The organism is Roseburia inulinivorans DSM 16841 (genome assembly GCF_000174195.1).
GTDB lineage: Bacteria > Bacillota > Clostridia > Lachnospirales > Lachnospiraceae > Roseburia > Roseburia inulinivorans.
The window spans coordinates 1-507 of the sequence record NZ_ACFY01000138.1; the positions used below are offsets into that span (position 1 = coordinate 1).

Here is a 507-nt window from a genome sequence, read left to right on the forward strand (position 1 = left end):
ACATTCTATTCTTCCGGTCCCGGTAAAGAGTAAAAATATTATTATTCCCAATAGACAGAGGATCATCCGAGTGATAAGTGTACCATTTCCCGTCAATACTCAATCCGTTTCCACGGCTACCCAACCAAATACTACCATCAGCCCCTTCCTCAACAGCATAAATGTTAGAATCAAAATAACGACTGCTCTCTATCGTTTTCAAATGAGGGTCATAAATATACAATCCTCCACGACGGGTCCCCAGCCAAATCTTATCATCAGGCATACGGTTGATCATACGCACGGTATTTGAACGGTCTGATAAAGTTTCATCTTCAGGAAAAACACGCTCAGCTCCTTCATTCAAGACCGAAAAGACGAGAAATACCCGTATATTCCGAACTGACCCAAATACCACCGGCTCGATCCTCCATAATATATTGCAAGAAATTTGAAGTGATATGACTGAATCCATTAATATTGGATTCGAAATGCTGCAATTCATCAGTTGCCAAATCATAAGCAAAC

The 507-nt window shown here is 40.6% G+C and carries 1 protein-coding gene; it reads right to left on the reverse strand.

What is annotated here, in order from left to right:
• The coding region (locus ROSEINA2194_RS14000) for a two-component regulator propeller domain-containing protein (RefSeq protein ID WP_044928240.1) at positions 1-397 on the reverse strand (397 nt) is incomplete at its 3' end.
• Between the last annotated feature and the right edge of the window lie 110 nt (positions 398-507).